The organism is Pseudothauera nasutitermitis, from assembly GCF_004801295.1.
Lineage (GTDB): Bacteria > Pseudomonadota > Gammaproteobacteria > Burkholderiales > Rhodocyclaceae > Pseudothauera > Pseudothauera nasutitermitis.
Genome location: NZ_SSOC01000003.1, coordinates 226,425 through 243,498, shown reverse-complemented (window position 1 = coordinate 243,498; position 17,074 = coordinate 226,425). Strand labels below are relative to the sequence as shown.

Below are 17,074 nucleotides of genomic sequence, written 5' to 3'. Positions count from 1 at the left end.
ATGCCAAGCCGCCCAGCACCGGGCCGCTGCCGCCGTCCGCCACCAAGCTGCCCAAGGGCGCGCGCCGCCTGATCCTGCTGGCGCTGGCCTGGCTCGCCTTCCTGCTCACCATCGCCTTCATGCCGGCGCATGCGCGGGCCGCCGATCCCGCCGCCGACTACCTGCTGCACTGCGCCGCCTGCCACGGCGTGGACCGCCTGGGCGGTATGGGCCCGGCGCTGCTGCCGGAAAACCTCTCGCGCCTGCGCAAGGCCGAAGCGCTCAAGATCGTCCGCGAAGGCCGCGCCGCCACGCAGATGCCGCCCTTCGCCGAGGTGATCGAAGGCGAGGCGCTCACCAAGCTGCTCGACTGGGTGTATACCCCGGTGGTCCCCGCGCCGCGCTGGAGCGCGGACGACATCCGCGCCTCGCGCATCCAGCATGCCGACCCCGCCCAGCTCGGCGAGCGCCCGGTGTTCAGTGCCGACCCGCTCAACCTGTTCCTGGTGGTGGAAGCCGGCGACCACCACGTCTCCGTGCTCGACGGCGACCGCCTGGAGCCCATCCACCGCTTCCCCAGCCGCCACGCCCTGCACGGCGGCCCCAAGTTCGCCCAGGGCGGACGCTACGTGTTCTTCGGCTCGCGCGACGGCTGGGTCACCAAGTACGACCTGTGGAACCTGCAGGTGGTGGCCGAAGTGCGCGCCGGCATCAACACGCGCAACGTCGCCGTATCGCCGGACGGCAGCCACGTCGCCGTGGCCAACTACCTGCCGCACACCCTGGTGCTGCTCGACGGCGACCTGAACCTGCTCAAGGTGCTCGATGCCACCGACCGCGACGGCAAGCAGAGCTCGCGCGTCTCCGCCGTCTATGAAGCCACCCCGCGCCAGTCCTTCATCGCCGCGCTCAAGGACGTGCCGGAGGTCTGGGAGATCAGCTACACCCGCGCCGTGGAAGACATCCCGGTGGGCTTCATCCACGACTACAAGCAGCGCGAAGGCGCCTTCATCCCCGGCTACCTCAACCCGCGCCGCACCCAGCTCGCCGATGTGCTGGACGACTTCTTCTTCACCCAGGACTACTCGGAACTCATGGGCGCCTCGCGCGAGGGCGCCGGGCAGGTGGTCAATCTGGACGTGCGCAAGAAGGTGGCCGACCTGCCGCTGGCCGGCATGCCGCACCTGGGCTCCGGCATCACCTGGGACTGGCAGGGCCGCCGCGTCATGGCCAGCACCAACCTGAAGACCGCCGAAGTCACGGTGATCGACCTGAAGACCTGGGAAGTCCTGCGCCGCATCCCCATCCGCGGCCCCGGCTTCTTCCTGCGCAGCCACGAAAACAGTCGCTACGCCTTTGTTGACTCCATGATGAGCCCGGAAAACAAGCACATCCTGCAGGCCATCGACAAGGAAACCCTGGAAGTCGTCCGCGAGATCGCGGGTGAACCGGGCCGTACCCTGGCGCACGTCGAATTCACCCGCGACGGCCGCTACGCGCTCGCCAGCCTGTGGGAAGACGACGGCGCCATCGTGGTGTACGACGCCGCCACGCTGGAAGAAGTGAAGCGGCTGCCGATGAAGAAGCCGGTGGGCAAGTACAACGTGTGGAACAAGGTCATGCGGGAGGAGGGGACGAGCCACTGAGCCCTCGGCTTCGGGGGATCGTCAGGCCAGGCCTTTCCCCGCCCCAGCCGGGTGTCCGGCGAGTCCATCGGGGGCCACGAGACCGATGAACTCCTTGACGCCTTGGAGGCCGAAATTCACATACGCCCTCTGGAGCACGACATACCTGCGGTCGGCCTCGGTGCGGTCGCCCCGGCTCATCGCGGTATTGAGGTGACCCAGGTGCGCGGCGGCATGCGCAACCTCGGCAACCGCCAGCACATAGGCCGATTGCTCGGGACTCATGTCGCCCACTTCCTCGGCCAGCTTGGCAAGCGCCTTGAACCAGCGCTTCGAGCCGAGATCGGTATCCAGTTCGCCCTCCCGGAATCTGCGGAAATCCTTGATGGCGGCCTCGACGGAGGGCCGGGCGCGGCGGTGCACGATTCCGCTATGGCTCTCCACCAGTGCGATCGCCTTTTCCAGTAAATCGTACAGATCGTCCAGGGTGGTTTCTTCGCTGACCTGGTAAATGGCTTTCGACATCCTTGTCTCTCCGGCTGGGTGATTGAATCGAAAACAGGCGGCCGTGTTCATCAACCGGCCGTGCTTGCCCTGGTCGAATGTGCGATGCCTTCCAGTTCCACCAGTAAATCATCGCGGCACACATCGCCGATGGCATAGAGGATGGGCCGCGTACCAAGCCGCTTCTCGCAAACAGCACGTATCGCGGGATAGTCCTCGACATTTTTCACATACGCGCGCACAAGGCCCAATCCGTCCAGATCGGTGCCGAATCCGGGCAGGCCGTGTTTGGCCAGATTATCCTCGCCGATCAGGGCGCGGATATTCTCCAGCGTTTCCTCGGTCTGCCTCGCGGCATCGCCCGCATGGCGGGTTTCCGATGCGGTGATCGAGGCCGTTCCGGAAACGTAGGTGATTGCCTGGTTTCCGTTTACCACGGCCATGGCCCTGGAAAACTTGGGCGATTGAGGGCTGTAATGCCGGGCGTAATCGAAGGCGGCTGTCTGGCGGGGATTTTCCAGGGGCACGGTCACCACATCGCTGCGCTGGGTGAGCAGGGCAAGTGTGGAAAGGCGGATTTCCTCTCCGGCCATTCCGATTCCGGTGGAGGCCGGATATACCGTGTGCCCGACGGTTTTGGGGACGCGGTTGGCCAGGAAATCGATGTTCCGGAAAAAGTCGCTGCGTGCCCGATTGAGTTCCTTGTAGCGCTGGGTGACTGGAACGCTGTGGAGGTCATCCGATGTGATGCCCCCCACATAGAACCAGGTGCGCACCACCTGCCCGATATCGGCTCCGATGCCTTCCAGCATCCTGCGGGTATGCGTCAGGGTGTGCAAGGTATGATCGTATGCGCCACCGGTTTTCCCGGGTACCGGCGCACGGTGAGCGGTCTGAATCCAGGTAATGCCGTCGTGGTGTACCAGTGTGGCATGCGGCCCATGGTATTCAACCTTTGCGCCCGTAATGCCTACCGCCTCGATCGCAAGCAGGCTGCGGGGTTCGCAGGGGGCTTGGTTGATGTAACTGGTGGCCGGTATTTTCCCCTCTCCATGGAGTGTGGCCAGCCGCCGTTCTATGCTTTCGATTTGATCGGGATCTCGGAGGAATACCGTCTGGTTTGTGATGAATCCGCCCTTTGCGGAGAATTCATTGCTGATGCGGGCAACCGCTTCCGCCAGTTGCTCTTCGCTGGAATTGCCCTGAAGGGGGGATGCAACAGCATAGAGATGCCGTACGGAATCTTCACCTGTTGAAGGATTGCTGGCTTCTCGATATGGCATTCTGTCCTCCTGCCTCTTTCGTTCGGCCAGTGTATTCCTGGGAGAAAGGTGAAAAAAGGCGGCAGGGGACGGTTTGGACGATCGGGTATTAAACTCAGACGAACGAGTGGGAGTGGATTAGTTGGGCTGTGATTTATTGAGATGGATCAATATTGCTGTATTTTGAAATTCATTGAAGTCGATATTATTCTGAATTCCTTTTCTCCGGAATTGAGGCCGCAGCAGCGGCCTCAAGGGAATGCGCCGTCTGCTCAGAACTTGTACTTCAGCGTGGCGTAGAAATTGCGCGGATCTCCGTAGGTCCCCTGGCCTGAGTAGTGAGCCCAGTATTTCTTGTCGAACAGATTGTTGACGTTGACCTGCAATGACAACTGCGGCGCGAATTCGTAGCGCGCCATGAGGCCGACGACGGCGAACGAAGGCTGTTCGTAGCGGTAGGTGCCGGACGTGACGGTGAGATTGGTATAGGTCGCGTTCTGCCACCGGACGTTGCCGCCCACCGTCAGGCGGTTCCATGCGCCGGGCAGCCTCCAGGACGTGCCTGCATTGAACAGGGTTCTGGGCAGATAGGGATTGAAGGCGGAGCCATCCGGATTTTTCGTCAGCGTGCGCGCAATGCCCGCAGTCAGGTTCCACCCCGGCAGCAACTCGCCGGAAATCTCGGCCTCGATGCCGCGGCTTTTCACGCCATCGGCTCCCACATAGGCATAACTGGTCGTGCCCGGCACCAGGTTCGTGCCGTCCTGTGTGGCGACATCGTCCTTGAGCGTCCTGAAAAGGGCTACCGAGGCGTTGAGCCTGCCCTCCAGGTATTCGCCCTTCAGGCCGATCTCGTAGTTGGAGCCGGTGGCGGGATCGAGGTAGCGGCCATGGACATCGCGGTAATTCTGCGGACTGAATATCTCGGTGTAGCTGGCATACAGGGAATGGGCCTGCCCCAGGTCGTAAACCACGCCGACATAGGGCGCGAACTCCTTGTGAGCGCGCCGGGTGGTGGCGACCGTGCTGCGCCAGCTCGTGTGGCGCCCGCCCAGAATCACCTTGAGCGGGTCGGCCACCGACAGGCGCGTGGCCACGTAGAGCGCGTTTTCGCGGGTGCGCGTCACGTCGCTGCGGGTGTAGTTGCCCCAGTCGGGTTCAGGGTAGGAACCATCCCATTGATGGTAGTCGCCGATTGCCGCAGCATTGATGGCATTCCAACTTTCGTCCTGCGCACGCCGCCGGGTACTGTTGAACCCCACCATCAGTTCATGCTCGCGCCCCAGCAGGGAAAAAGGCCCGCTGGCCTGCAAGGAACCGGTGCTCTGCCGATAGGTGGCATCGCCTTTCCAGGGGTATGGTGCTGAAGGCACGATCCCGGTATCGCGGTCCAGGTTGCCATACTGGTAGAACAGCTTGGTCTGGTAGTCCATTTCCCGGTAATTCAGGTTGCCTTTGAGACTCCAGCCATTGTTGAAATGATGCTCCAGATCGGCGAATACCGACTGGGTGGTGCTGTCCCAGCGGGTCCAGCGCGTGCCTGCGTTCATGGACCGGGACCAGTTGGTGCGCGTGCCGTCGCTGTAGAGCAGCGGCAGGCCGCCCCAGGTCGCCCCGGTGGGCTTGTCGCGCTGGTATTCCACACCAAGCGACAGCCGCGTCTGCGAGGTGATGTCCGCCTCGACGGTGCCGTAGAGCGCCCGCTTGCTGCCTTCGTAATAGTCGCGGAAGGATTCCTTTTCCTGCGCCACGGCCACCACGCGGGCACGCACCCGCCCATCGCCGGTCAGCGGGGTGGACAAGTCCACGCTGCCGCGCAGGTTGTCCCAGGAGCCGGCATCCACACTGGCCTCGCCCTGGAACGTCTTGCTGTTCGCGCGCTTGCGCACGTAGTTGATGGTGGCGGACGGTTCTCCCGCGCCGGTCAGCAAACCCGTAGCGCCCCGCACCACTTCGACACGGTCGTAGAACGCAAGGTCCTGCGCGTTATCGCCATAGCTGCCACCGCTGACGTCATTGCTGACGACGCCATCGTAGGAAACCCGGTCTACGGAAAAGCCCCGCACCCAGTAATAGGTTCGCTTGGTGTCCCAGGCCAGTCCATGGACCCCGGTAACGTTGTCCAAGGCCTCTTTGGCCGTGATGTAACCCTGGTCTTCGATTTGCTGGCGCGTCACCACGCTGACCGATTGCGGTGTCTCGCGCAGCGAGAGGTTCAGGCCGGTGGCGCTGCGGGTGCTGCCGGTGGTATAGCGCCCGGTTCCCTCCGTCACGCCAGCGCGTTCGGCCGCTGCGGTCACCGCGACTTCCGGCAACTGCGTGGCAGGGGATGCAGGTGCGGGGACGAGCCGGTAGTCGCCGCGTTCGGTCTGTACCGCCATGAAACCACTCCCCGCCAGCAGGCGGGTCAGCGCGGCTTCGATGGGATGGGCGCCGCTGAGCGCGGGGGCCGAGTGGCCGTGCAGGGCCTGGCTGTCGTACAGGATGGAGATGCCGGCCTGGCGGGCGAGCGTGTCCAGGGCCGTGTCGAGCGGCCCGGCGGCGATGTCGAAGGTGGCCGAAGCATCGGCGGGAGCGTTTTGCTGGGCGGCGAGCGGCAGTGAAACGGCGCCGAGCGTGGTGCAAAGCAGGGCGTGGCACAGGGCGGCGGCAAGCCGGGTGTGGCGTGGCGCGGGCAGGGGGTGGAGGGGACGGCGGCGGCCGGTTCGCATGGAAAACCTCGTGATCGTCAGTCAGGTTGATGGGCGTTGATTCAATCTGTCTGACGGGTGAGTGCGAAAAAGCCCTCAAATTTTTTCGTTGCCGTTTGGGTATATGGGCATGAATGTGTTGTGGGGCGCCGGGGGAGAGGGGGCTGCCCCGCAAGGGCGGGAGCGAACTGGGACGCAGCCGCCGTGCTTCAGCGCACCGGCGCTGCGGGGGGCGGGCGGCGGCTGACGTGGAGGCTGTCGCGCCACCAGACACTGCGTGCTTCGATGTGCAGCGGCAGGGATTCGGCGAGCAGGGCCAGGGTGCGCGGGATGTCGTCGAGCTGGAAGGTGCCGGAGACCGTGAACGGCGCGAGGCCGTCGGCGTACTGCAGGCGGCCGGGGTAATGGCGCGCGAGTTCGTCGAGCAGGCGCGGGAGCGGCATGTCGCGCACGGAGAGGACGCCGTCGGCCCAGGCGGCGGGGTCGTGGGGCGGGATGTCGGCCGGGACGGCCTGCTCGCGGGTGAGGCGGAAGGCTTGCCCGGCGGTGGCGATGACCGGGGCGGCGGCGGGCTGCCCGGCGGGATGCAGGGCGACGCGGTCCTGCAGGACGTGGAGCAGGGTGGCGTCCGCTTGCAGGCGCACGGTGAAGCGGGTGCCCAGCGCGTGCAGCAGGCCGTGGCGGGTGGCGACGAGCAGGGGGCGGGGAACGCTGTGGCTGTCCGGGGCGCTGTCGAGCAGGATTTCCCCCTGGCGCAGCACGATGCGCCGCTGCTGCGGGCTGTAGTCGATGTCGACGGCGCTGTCGGTGCCCAGGTGCAGGGTGGAACCGTCGGCCAGGGTGAGGGTGCGTCGTTCGCCCCGCCGGGTGCGGTGTTCGGCCAGCAGCGGGCGCCAGGCGGGGGTGTCGCGTGTGATCCACAGGGCCACGCCCAGGGCGGCCACGGCGGCACTGCCGCCCCCCAGGGTTTTCAGTGCGCGGCGGCGGGCGGCGGTGCGTGGTGCGGCGTGAGCGAGGGCGCTGCTGGCAAGCTGGGGGGAGAGGCCGGCGGGCAGTTGCCGCAGGCCGTTGCCGATGTCCTGCAGTTGCTGCCAGGCGAGGGCGTGCTGCGGGTCGGCGGCACGCCAGGTTTCGAAGCGTGTCCGGGTGTCGTCATCGGCGGGCTGGTAGTGCAGGGCGATCATCCACTGGATGGCCTGGTCTACGGTTTCGAGCGGTGGTGCGGGGCGGGACATGGCCTGGCCTTTTTTCAGCCCTGCATGGTCTGGATGTAGCAGTGGCGCAGCGCGGTGGCGATGTGCCGTTCGATGGTGGCGCGCGAGAGGCCCATGCGCACGGCCACCTGCTGGCAGGTCATCCCTTCGAGATGGGCGAGCAGAAAGGCCTCGCGCACCTGGGGTTTGAGACGGTCGAGCATGGCGTCGATGCGTTCCAGCACCTGCAGGATTTCCAGCCGGGCTTCTTCGGACGCTGCGGTCGGTTCGGGCCGGGCGGCCAGCGCCGCGAGGTAGGCGCGTTCGATTTCCTGGCGACGCCAGTGGCTGGCCAGCAGGTTTTTGGCGATGGCGGTGAGATAGGCGCGCGGTTCGCGCAGCGACAGGGCGTCCTGGCGCTGCTGCCGGGCGATGTGCAGGCGCAGGAAGGTGTCCTGCGCCAGATCGGCGGCCTGCTCGGTGCAATTGAGCCTGCGGCGAAGCCAGCCGTGCAGCCAGCGATGGTGGTCGCGGTACAGGGCGGAGAACCCGTCGGGCGGCGCAGCGGTGCTCAAGAGAACCTCCGGAAGACAAGAGCGCTGGCTGGCCCGGGAGGGGTGGCTGGCTATTCTTATTTAGGAATTGTTCTCATTCTATATAATTGTGTGGCAGCGTCAAATATTCGAAGCGTATGGACTCGCCGGGGGGCAGTGGCCTGGTTCGCGCGGGCCGTGATGCCTGGGTTTGAACGCAAGACATCCGTCCCCGAAGACTCCTCCACATCCCGCGAAGACGGCCGCTTGCGCTTGAAGTCTAGCCGCGGGCAGGCGTAAGGAAAGGCCGGATCGTGGTCGAGGCCGAACCGCGAGGCCGCCCGTGTTATGGCCCCTCAGCCGGCCCGGGCCGGCAGGCTGGCCATGTCGATGACGAAGCGGTAGCGCACGTCGGAACGCTCCATGCGCTCGAAGGCTTCGTTGATCTGGTCCATGCGGATCATTTCGCAGTCGGGCAGGATGTTCTGCCGCGCGCAGAAATCCAGCATCTCCTGGGTTTCCGGGATGCCGCCGATCATCGAACCGGCGATGCGCCGGCGGCCCATGATGGCCGGGACGGTGAACAATTCGTCCAGCGGGCCGAGCTGGCCGACCAGCACCAGCGTGGCGTCGATGTCCAGCAGCGGCACGTAGGGGTTGATGTCGTGCTTGACCGGCACGGTGTCGATGATCAGGTCGAAGCCGGACGCCGCCCCGGCCAGCGCCCCGGCATCGGAGGTATCCAGCAGGCGATCGGCGCCCAGCGCCAGTGCGTCGGCCTCCTTGGCCTTGGAACGGCTCAGCACGGTGACGTGCGCGCCCATGCCCACGGCCAGCTTCACCGCCATGTGGCCCAGGCCGCCCAGCCCGACCACGCCGACGCGGCTGCCGGGGCCGGCGTTCCAGGTGCGCAGCGGCGAGTAGGTGGTGATGCCCGCGCACAGCAGCGGCGCGGCGCGTGCCAGATCCAGCCCCTCGGGCACGCGCAGGACGAAATCGTCCTTGACCACGATGTGCTTGGAGTAGCCGCCGTAGGTGGTCTCGCCGGTGAGGCGGTCCCTGCCGTTGTAGGTCTCGGTGAGGATTTCCCGGCACATGTGTTCGTTGCCCTGGTGGCACTGGTCGCAGTGCTGACAGCTATCGACGAAGCAGCCCACGGCGACGTGGTCGCCCACCTTGTGCCTGATCACCTCGGGGCCGACGGCGGTGACGCGGCCGATGATCTCGTGGCCGGGCACCACCGGATACATGGCGCGGCCCCAGTCGTTGCGCGCCATGTGCAGATCGGAGTGGCACACGCCGCAGTAGAGGATTTCGATGCCCACGTCGTCGGGGCGCAGTTCGCGGCGCTCGATGGTGTGGGGGGCCAGGGGTGAAGTTGCCGACTGTGCGGCGTAGCTGGACGTTTTCATGGTTGAACTCTCCATAAAGAGGTGGATGCCGGAACGGTCCGGGCGATTTGGACGCCCGTGATGCCGGCCCGCGCGCCGGTGGCCGTGCTGCGCGCACCGAGGCGCAGGGGAGTCTGTGGGTCTTGGTCTTGCATGATGGTTTCCTCGTGAGCAGGGCGGGCCGGCTTCATGGCCCCGGCGCCCGTACGCATCACAGCTTGATTTCCACCACCTCGGCACCGTCGAAGGCCGTGTCCTCGCCGTGTGGGCGCCAAGCGTTGATGTCTTCGATCCGCCTGGCGATGGTGGCGTCCCAGATCGAGTACGCATCGCGGCCCAGCATCAGGCGTACCGGCGGCGCGTTGCTGGCCACCACTTCCAGCATGCGCCGGGCGGCCCTGGCCGGGTCGCCCATTTGCTTGCCGGCGGAGGTTGCCAGGTAGGTCTCGAACGGCTCGACCATCGGCCGGTAGGCGTCGATGCACCGCGCCGGGCGCATGTTGACGTCGCCGGCGAACTCGGTGCGGAACGCGCCAGGTTCGACCAGCGTGACGTGGATGCCCAGCGGCCTGGCTTCGATGGCCAGGGATTCGGTCCAGCCTTCGATGGCGAACTTGGCGGCGCAGTAGGGACCGGCGGCATTCATCGCCACCAGCCCGGCGATGCTGCTTACGGTGAGGATGTGGCCCGAGCCCTGCCTACGCATTTGCGGCAGCACGGCGCGGGTCATTTCGGCGGCGGCGAAGAAGTTCAGCTCCATCTGCTCGCGCAGTTGGTCGAGACTGAATTCCTCGCAGGCGCCGGCCACGCCGCGCCCGGCCACGTTGGCCAGCACGTCGATGCGGCCGAAGCGTGCCAGGGTGTCGGCCACGGCCTTGTCGCGCGCGGCGGCGTCGGTCACGTCCACGGCCAGCGGCAGCACGCGGTCTTCATGGCCTTGCGCGATGGCCTGCAGGCGGTCCAGGCGGCGGGCGGTGAGGGCCGCGCAATCGCCGTTGGCGATGGCGGCCTCGGCCAGAGCCTTGCCGAAGCCCGAGGATGCGCCGGTGATCAGCCAGACTTTCTTTGCGTTGCCCATAGCGGTCTTTCCTTGTCTTCCGGTTGTGTTTGCAATGCGCGCCACCAGCGGCTGCCTTCATGGGGCGCGTTGATGTCGATGCGCTCGCCCATCATCGGCGTAGCCACGGGTACGCCACGCTCGGCGGCGAAACGCAGCACTTGGTCGAAGGGGTCTTCCCAGGCGTGCATGCCCAGATCGAAGGTGCTGTTGTGGATGGGCAGCAGCCAGCGTCCGCGCAAGTCCTGGTGGGCCTGCACGGTATGCGGCGGGTGCATGTGCACATAGGGCCACTGCGCGTCGTAGGCACCGGTTTCCATCAGCGTCAGGTCGAAGGGGCCGAAGCGCTCGCCGATTTCGGCGAAACCGTCGAAGTAGCCGCTGTCTCCGCTGAAGAAGACGCGCAGGCCGCCGCCCTCGTCGCCTTTGTCCTCGATCACCCACGAGGCCCACAGCGTGCGGTTGCCGTCGGTGAAGCCGCGCCCCGAGAAATGCTGTGCGGGCGTGGCCGTCAGGTGCAGGCCGTCCACTTCGGTGCCCTGCCACCAGTCGAACTGGCGGATCTTGTCCTGTGCGATGCCCCAGTCGACCAGCCGGTCGCCGACGCCCAGCGGGGTGAGAAACAGTTGCGCCTTGCCGTTCAGCGCCCGGATGGCGGCATGGTCGAGGTGGTCGTAGTGGTCGTGCGACAGGATCACGGCGCGGATGGGCGGCAAGTCCTCAATGGCGATGGGCGGCGCGTGGAAGCGCCTGGGGCCAAAGAACTGCACGGGCGCGGCGCGCTCGGAGAACACCGGGTCGGTCAGCCACCATTGGCCGCGCAGTTTCACCAGCACCGTGGAGTGGCCCAGGCGGTACAGGCTGCGCTCGGGTGCGGCGTCCAGTTCGGCACGGGTCAGGCGGTGGATGGGCACGGGCGACGCGGGCACCGTGCCTGCAGGCTTGTTGAAGAGAAAGTTCCACCACACGCGCAGCGTGGATTCGGGCAGGTCGCCGGGGCCAGGCGGGCGCGGGTTGTGAAAGCGTCCGTCGCGCGACTGGGGCGACGATGAGTAGTCGCCAATCTCGGGCTGCAACATGGCGCAGGCGCTCCAGGTGGTGAGTGCAATGAAGGCGGCGGTGCCCGCACGGCAACGAAAGAGGGTCATGGGGGAAAGGGGGCGGAACCAGGAAATATGCGGTTGCGCCGATATGCACAGCGCCAGCGGGGCTGGTGGCTTCAAGCGCCCAGGTGTTTCTTGTAGAAGGGCACCAGTTGCTCCAGCGCCTTGCCGGTGGCCTCGGGCTTGTCGTACAGATCGTAGTGGCTCGCACCTTCGACGATCTGGATGCTCTTCTGGCTCGAACGCGCGCGGCCGTAGAGTTCCAGTCCGTCGCGGTAGGAGCCGAAGCCACCCGGCACGCCGCCGATGACGATGTGCAGCGGCTGGGTCAGCAGCACTTCGGCGAGGTGGAAGGCGTCCCAGCCCACGGCCGCGGCAGTGCTGGTGAAGCGCAGCTTGTTGGGTGAGCCCGGCTGCCGGCCGCGGGGCGTGGTGTAGTACTGCACGGCTTCGACGATGTCGATGTCGTCCAGACCCGCCTTCGCACGCGCCTCTTCGGCGTTCGGGATATAGCCCACGATCAGTGGCTCGGCGCCGCGCGCCTCGGCGGTGCGCTGCCTGGCGATGGCGTCCAGCGTCTTGAGCGCGGCATCGGGCGTCATGTCGCCCTCGCGCATCAGACGGCCGTAGTTGGCGCCAACGACGGTGGCCACGGCCTTGAAGCGGCGCTCGGTCATTGCGGCGCTGACGGCATACCCGCCGCCGCCGCATACGCCCAGCACGCCGACCCTTTCTTCATCCACGTAGGGCAGGGTGACCAGGTAGTCCACGGCGCAGCGGAAATCCTCGACGCGCGTGCCCGGGTCTTCGCTGAAGCGCGGTTCGCCGCCGCTGGCGCCCTGGGTGGAGGCGTCGAAGGCCAGGGTGATGAAGCCGGCCCTGGTCAGCGCCTCGCCATAGATGGCACCGGAGGTCTGCTCCTTGCAGCTGCTGATGGGGTGGGCGCAGACGATGGCGGCGTATTTCTTGCCGGCATCGAAGCCTGCGGGCAGGCGCAGCGTGGCGGCCACGTCCCAGGCGCCGTGCTTGAAGGTGACGGATGAGTTCATTTGGGGAGACTCCATAAGGGCTGGGCGGCAGCGGTCGAATGCCTTGAGCAGCGACTTTAATGGGCATGATTCGAATGAACCATGCAGTAAAGTACGTATTTCCATCGCAATCGTACGGATCTTCATGGACCCGCTTTCCGATGTGCTCTCCTTGCTCAAGCCCCGCAGCCAGTTCTATGCGGGCTTCGATGCCGCCGGGGCCTGGTCGTTCGACTTTCCGCCCCATGAAGGCATCAAGTTCACGGCGGTGATGCGCGGCGCCTGCTGGGGCAGGACGGATGACCTCGAACACCCGGTCCGCTTCGACGAGGGGGACTGTTTCCTGCTCAACAGCAGGCGCCGCTTCGTGCTGTCATCCGATCCGGCGCTGCCCCCGGAAGACGCCGGACACATCCTGGACGCTGCCGGCCGCGACGGGATCGCCGTCCATAACGGCGGCGGGGAGGTGTTCCTCATCAGCGGGCGCTTCGACTTTTCCGGCAACCATGCCGCCGTTCTGTTCGATGCGCTGCCGCCCATCATCAACATCCCCAAGGCATCGAGCCAGGCCGAGATCCTGCGCTGGTCGCTCGATCAATTGACCAGCGAACTGCACCATCCGCAACCGGGCAGCGCATTGCTGTCCACCCACCTCGTTCACCTGATGCTGGTCCAGGTATTGCGGCTGTTCCTGGCGTCCTCCAGCGAACTGCCGAAAGGATGGTTCCTCGCCCTGACCGACAAGCGGATCGGTGCCGCGATCGGCGCCATGCATGCGGAGCCGGCCCGCGCCTGGACGCTGGAATCGCTAGCGCGCATCGCCGGGGTTTCGCGCACCGTGTTCGCGCAACGCTTCAAGGCCCTGGTCGGCACCACCGCGATGGACTATCTCGCCCGCTGGCGCATGCTGATCGCCGCCGATCGCCTGCGCGACGGCAAGGACGGCGTGGCGGCGATCGCGTTCTCGCTGGGGTACGAGTCCGAAAGCGCGTTCAGCGCCGCGTTCAAGCGGACGATGGGCCGCTCGCCCACGCAATACCGCCGCCAGCAGCTTGGCGTGCAGGGCCATTGATCCGGCACGCCGTTGTGAGTTTTCCCGCTGCGTACCTCCTGTGCATTGACCGGTGATCCGCAACGAGTTGGTTTGCACCTGGACCATTGCGTAGTTACAAAAAAATCTTGGATGCTGGAATTGTTGTGACTACACTCGGTTCCATGCTCGCAGAGTTCGATCCTGACAAGCGCGACAAGACTCTCGTCGAGCGGGGGTTGGATTTCGCCCGTGCCAATGAAGTCTTTGCGGGCCGACATTTCACTGCGAAGGATCTGCGCGAGGAATACAGCGAGCCGCGCTACATCACCGTCGGCAAACTCGACGGCCGGATGGTGGTCATGGTCTGGACCCCGCGCAGCAAGGCACGCCGGATCATCAGCATGAGGAAAGCAAATGAACGCGAACAGGCACGCTACGCCCACCGAGTGGATTGACACCGATGACGCACCGGAGTTGACCGATGAGTTCTTCGAACGGGCGGATGAATACCTTGGCGACAAGCTGGTGCGGCGTGGGCGTCCGAGGGCCGTCAGGCCGAAAGTCGCCCTGACGGTGCGCTACGACGCCGATGTGGTGGAAGCCTTCAAGGCTACCGGCAAAGGCTGGCAGACCCGCATGAACGCGGCCTTGAAGGACTGGCTTGAAAGGCACCCCTCCACGCAGGAAAAGCGCGGCGATGCGCATACTTGATTGAAGGGGCGTTGCGTGCCGGTGAAGCCGGTCGTTCTTCGGGCTGCCTACCCCGCGCTGCGCCCCTTCTCCTTCGCCTCGAACACCAGGCAAGCCATTCCTGAAGACTCCTCCACATCCCGCGCAGGCAGCCGCTTGCTCCTGAAGCCCAGCCGCCGGCAGGCGTAGGGAAAGGCCGGGTCGTGGGTGATGTAGAAGTGCGCGCAGGCGTTGCAGTTGGGCTTGCGCTCGGGGGGCTGGGCGCTCACGGCGTCGGTGGGGCGGGCATCCTTGGGGTTGGGGGCGATGATACACGCCGGATGCGCCCGCCGACGCTCAGTTCAGGCTCTTGCGCAGCCGGCCGATGTCGGGGATGTGGATGGTGCGGCCTTCCACGGCGATCAGGCCGGCGTCGGTGAGTTCGTGCAGGATGCGCGAGAAGTGTTCCTGGGTGAGGTTGAGGCGCGAGGCGATGGTGCCTTTGCTGGTGGGCAGGCGCACCGACACGGCGCCGGCGGCGTGGCCTTCGCCGTCCATTTCGTCCTCGCGCAGCAGGTAGCCGATGATGCGCTCGCGCCCGGAGCGCAGCGAGTAGGTTTCCACGTCGGCGATCAGGTGGTGCAGGCGCTGCGACAGGCCGGCGATGATCTTGCGGCAGAAGCAGGGGTCGCGGGCCATTTCGTCGAATACCACCTGCTTGGCGATGTGCAGCAGCGTGCAGTCGGTGAGTGCCTGGGCCATGACCACGTAGGGCTTGTCCATGAACATCACCGCTTCGCCGAAGGTCTGCCCGGCGCGGATGATTTCGATGACCTTCTCGTGGCCGTCGGCGGAGATGAAGGCGAGCTTGATCTGGCCGCTGAGCACCAGATGGAAGCCATGACAGGGGTCGCCCTTGTGGAACAGCACGCTGCCTTTTTCCGCGCGCTGTTCGCGCACGCCGCGCGCGAAGCGCGCCACTTCGCCGGGGGCCAGGCCGTTGAACAGGGGGGCCTGGCCGAGCAGGGCGGCGATGCGCTCGGCCTCCGACTGGGGCTGGGGCGGGCGTTCGTCCGTACAGCAGTTGGGGCGTTCGGGGACGAACAGCGGGGCACAGGGGGGATGGGCGGGCCGGATCATCGCTTCACCTCGTCAGTTGGGCGTAGAACAGGGGCAGGCGGGCGGGCAGTTCCTCGGGCTTGCGGATCACCGCGTAGCCGCCGGGACCGAACAGATGGGGCAGGTAGCCGGCGCCTTCGCGGTCGATGGTCACGCAGAAGGGGGTGAGGCCGGCGCGGCGGGCTTCCATGAGTGCCATGCGGGTGTCCTCGATGCCGTAGCGGCCGTCGTACAGGTCCAGGTCGTTGGGCTTGCCGTCGGACAGGATGAGCAGGATGCGGCGCGCGGCGCCGTGCTTTTCCAGCAATTGGGTGGAACGCCGGATGGCCGCGCCCAGGCGAGTGTAGTAGCCGGGCTTGATGGCCATGATACGCCCGCGGATGCGGTCGTCGAAGCGGTCGTCGAAGTCCTTCAGGCGGTGGAAGCGTACCTTGGCGCGCTTGATCGACGAGAAGCCGGCCAGCGCGAAGGCGTCGCCGGTGCTGCCCAGCGCTTCGCCGAACAGCAGCAGGGCGTCGCGGATGACGTCGATGACGCGCGCTTCGGAAGACACCCAGGTGTCGGTGGACAGCGACAGGTCGGCCAGCACCAGGCAGGCCAGGTCGCGTTCGCGCTTTTCCAGCGAGAGGTAGAGCTGTTCGGAGGGGTGGCGGCCGCAGCTGCGGTCGGTCTGCGCGCGCACTACGGCATCCACGTCCAGCTCGCTGCCGTCGGGCTGGGCCTTCAGCCAGCGCCGGCCGGGGGCGAGCGCGGCGAACTGCTGGCGCAGGCGGCGCGCGGTGTGCTTGAGGTGCAGCGGCAGCGTGGCTGGCGGGGCATGGCGCGCGGCCATTTCGGTGAGGCGCACGTGTTCGGCCAGCAGGGTCTGCTTACGGTAGTCCCATTCCGGCAGCGGAATGCCGTCGCCGAGCACCACGTCGTCCTCGGCGGCGGAGGGCAGGTCGAGGTCGAAGCGCACCTTGGAGGCCACGCGGTCGGTGTCTTCCGCCAGGGCGAGCTGGTCGAGGTCGCGCGCGGCCTCGGCGGCGTTGGGGTCGGGCTCGTCGTCGGTGGGACGGTTGATCTTGAGGAATTCGGTGACCGCCAGCAGGCTTTCGGCGCGGAACACCATCATCAGGCCGTTCTTTTCCTGCGGCAGATCGACGCGCTCGGCGCGGTGGGCGTGGCGCTCCAGTTCTTCCTCGCTGGGCGGCGGGCCGCTGTTGGCGGTGTTTTCCGGGTCGGGGTTGCTGGCGCGGGTGAAGGGCGCGGGGGCCGCGTCGGCGCCGCCCAGCCAGAGCAGCACGGGCGCGGGCGGCGGGGTGTCGGGCGGCACCGGCGGCAGGGCATCCACGCTGCCGGGCGCGCGCAGCGCGGCGACGATGGCTTCCTCGCGCGCGCGTTCGGCCGGCGGCATGCGGGTGATGTTGAGGCGGCGCGGGGCGTAGGCATCCACCAGCCGGCGGTAGCGCGCCACCACGCCCGGCCAGGTGTCCAGCGCGGCGAGCACGGCGCGCTGGTTGTACTGGAAGGCGGTTTCATCGGCCGGGCCGTCTGCCAGCTGCGCCTGCGCGGCGGCCAGCGCGGCCAGCCACAGGTAGAGGTCGCGGTTCAGCGCGCGTTCGGGAAAGGCGTCGATCCACGGCGGCAGGCGCAGGGTCACGTCGTCCATGCGCGCGTGCGCCGCGCGGTCGCCCACGCCGGCCACGCGGGCGATGAAGCTGCGCCGCGCGGCGTGCGGGTCCACCGTGGCGGCGGCCACGCGCAGGCCGGGGTCGCCGCCCAGGGCACGGAAGAACACCCCGGCGGTGCGCTCCACTTCCTTCAGGCGCACGGCGGCATCGGGGTAGCTGACCCCCGCTGCGCGGGTGATCAGGCGGTGCCAGAGCTTGCCGACGGTTTCTTCCAT

At 66.6% G+C, this 17,074-nt stretch carries 16 protein-coding genes; 4 read left to right on the top strand and 12 right to left on the bottom strand.

What is annotated here, in order from left to right:
- Positions 1 to 119 precede the first annotated feature (119 nt).
- The gene (locus E6C76_RS08430; protein WP_136348164.1) at positions 120 to 1,625 is read left to right on the top strand and encodes a cytochrome D1 domain-containing protein; all 1,506 of its coding nucleotides are present in this window, start codon (positions 120 to 122) and stop codon (positions 1,623 to 1,625) included.
- Between the two features lie 21 nt (positions 1,626 to 1,646).
- Here the strand turns inward: E6C76_RS08430 and E6C76_RS08425 are convergent, their stop codons facing one another.
- The 9 genes from E6C76_RS08425 to E6C76_RS08385 form a co-directional block, all read right to left on the bottom strand.
- Positions 1,647 to 2,129, bottom strand: coding sequence for a CoA biosynthesis protein CoaBC (locus tag E6C76_RS08425; protein WP_136347798.1), 483 nt, complete (start codon positions 2,127 to 2,129; stop codon positions 1,647 to 1,649).
- Between the two features lie 50 nt (positions 2,130 to 2,179).
- On the bottom strand, positions 2,180 to 3,391 hold the full coding sequence (locus tag E6C76_RS08420; RefSeq protein WP_136347797.1) for a RidA family protein: 1,212 nt from the start codon (positions 3,389 to 3,391) through the stop codon (positions 2,180 to 2,182).
- 251 nt (positions 3,392 to 3,642) lie between these two features.
- Complete coding sequence (locus E6C76_RS08415; RefSeq protein ID WP_136347796.1) at positions 3,643 to 6,081, bottom strand: TonB-dependent siderophore receptor; 2,439 nt, start codon at positions 6,079 to 6,081, stop codon at positions 3,643 to 3,645.
- A 188-nt stretch (positions 6,082 to 6,269) separates the two neighbouring features.
- Positions 6,270 to 7,295, bottom strand: coding sequence for a FecR family protein (locus E6C76_RS08410; RefSeq protein ID WP_136347795.1), 1,026 nt, complete (start codon positions 7,293 to 7,295; stop codon positions 6,270 to 6,272).
- 14 nt (positions 7,296 to 7,309) lie between these two features.
- A complete protein-coding gene (locus tag E6C76_RS08405) occupies positions 7,310 to 7,828 on the bottom strand; it encodes a sigma-70 family RNA polymerase sigma factor (RefSeq protein WP_136347794.1) in 519 nt (172 codons plus the stop codon).
- 314 nt (positions 7,829 to 8,142) lie between these two features.
- Entirely contained in the window at positions 8,143 to 9,198 is a 1,056-nt protein-coding gene (locus tag E6C76_RS08400) for an NAD(P)-dependent alcohol dehydrogenase (protein ID WP_136347793.1), read from the bottom strand.
- Between the two features lie 190 nt (positions 9,199 to 9,388).
- Positions 9,389 to 10,255 carry an oxidoreductase gene (locus E6C76_RS08395; protein ID WP_136347792.1) on the bottom strand — a complete coding sequence of 289 codons (867 nt, stop codon included), beginning with the start codon at positions 10,253 to 10,255 and terminating at the stop codon, positions 9,389 to 9,391.
- Complete coding sequence (locus E6C76_RS08390) at positions 10,228 to 11,382, bottom strand: MBL fold metallo-hydrolase (RefSeq protein WP_230976200.1); 1,155 nt, start codon at positions 11,380 to 11,382, stop codon at positions 10,228 to 10,230. The genes E6C76_RS08395 and E6C76_RS08390 overlap by 28 nt, the downstream gene beginning before the upstream one ends.
- Positions 11,383 to 11,453: 71 nt before the next feature.
- Complete coding sequence (locus E6C76_RS08385) at positions 11,454 to 12,386, bottom strand: alpha/beta hydrolase (protein WP_136347791.1); 933 nt, start codon at positions 12,384 to 12,386, stop codon at positions 11,454 to 11,456.
- Here E6C76_RS08385 and E6C76_RS08380 point away from each other — a divergent pair.
- The 3 genes from E6C76_RS08380 (at position 12,370) to E6C76_RS08370 (ending at position 14,109) form a co-directional block, all read left to right on the top strand.
- Positions 12,370 to 13,437, top strand: a complete 1,068-nt coding sequence (locus tag E6C76_RS08380) for an AraC family transcriptional regulator (protein WP_230976227.1) — start codon at positions 12,370 to 12,372, stop codon at positions 13,435 to 13,437. The genes E6C76_RS08385 and E6C76_RS08380 overlap by 17 nt on opposite strands.
- Before the next feature lie 125 nt (positions 13,438 to 13,562).
- A complete protein-coding gene (locus E6C76_RS08375) occupies positions 13,563 to 13,853 on the top strand; it encodes a BrnT family toxin (protein ID WP_211090164.1) in 291 nt (96 codons plus the stop codon).
- The gene (locus tag E6C76_RS08370; RefSeq protein WP_136347789.1) at positions 13,813 to 14,109 is read left to right on the top strand and encodes a BrnA antitoxin family protein; all 297 of its coding nucleotides are present in this window, start codon (positions 13,813 to 13,815) and stop codon (positions 14,107 to 14,109) included. Before E6C76_RS08375 ends, E6C76_RS08370 begins: the two co-directional genes overlap by 41 nt.
- A gap of 47 nt (positions 14,110 to 14,156) precedes the next feature.
- On the opposite strand, the gene E6C76_RS08365 is transcribed toward E6C76_RS08370, so the two are convergent.
- The 3 genes from E6C76_RS08365 to E6C76_RS08355 form a co-directional block, all read right to left on the bottom strand.
- Entirely contained in the window at positions 14,157 to 14,357 is a 201-nt protein-coding gene (locus E6C76_RS08365) for a hypothetical protein (protein ID WP_136347788.1), read from the bottom strand.
- Positions 14,358 to 14,424: 67 nt separating this feature from the next.
- Positions 14,425 to 15,207: a Crp/Fnr family transcriptional regulator gene (locus E6C76_RS08360; protein ID WP_136347787.1), complete on the bottom strand. Its 783-nt coding sequence runs from the start codon at positions 15,205 to 15,207 to the stop codon at positions 14,425 to 14,427.
- Between the two features lie 4 nt (positions 15,208 to 15,211).
- Complete coding sequence (locus E6C76_RS08355) at positions 15,212 to 17,074, bottom strand: nitric oxide reductase activation protein NorD (protein WP_136347786.1); 1,863 nt, start codon at positions 17,072 to 17,074, stop codon at positions 15,212 to 15,214.